This window comes from Pedobacter sp. GQ55 (genome assembly GCF_059758925.1).
In genome coordinates this window covers 1-304 of the sequence record NZ_JCAXEI010000037.1, presented here as the reverse complement: position 1 = coordinate 304, position 304 = coordinate 1, and the positions used below count along the sequence as shown (strand labels likewise).

Annotated in this window: 1 protein-coding gene; it reads left to right on the top strand. The window is 39.1% G+C overall.

Going from position 1 to position 304, the window contains the following annotated elements:
- A partial coding sequence (locus AC6CH7_RS26520; protein ID WP_498265569.1) for a thiamine pyrophosphate-binding protein occupies nucleotides 1-252 on the top strand: 252 nt, incomplete at its 5' end.
- Nucleotides 253-304: the final 52 nt, after the last annotated feature.

The window sequence follows — 304 nt, the reverse complement described above, 5'->3', positions numbered from 1 at the left end:
GCAAAATTTGAGGCTTTTGGATGGCATGTGATCAATTCTGATGGGAACGACATGGATTCTATAGTTAAAGCATTGCATTATGCTAAATCACTTTTAGGAAAAGGTAAGCCAATCTTGAATTTAATGAGCACCCAAATGGGCGCTGGTGTTGATTTCATGATGGGATCTCACAAATGGCATGGCGTTGCTCCAAACGACGAACAACTTGCACTAGCTCTTGCCCAATTACCTAGTACGCTAAAAGATTATTAAATAGCTTTTAATGAAACCCGGCGTAGCAAGCTTGAACACCATTAATTAAAAA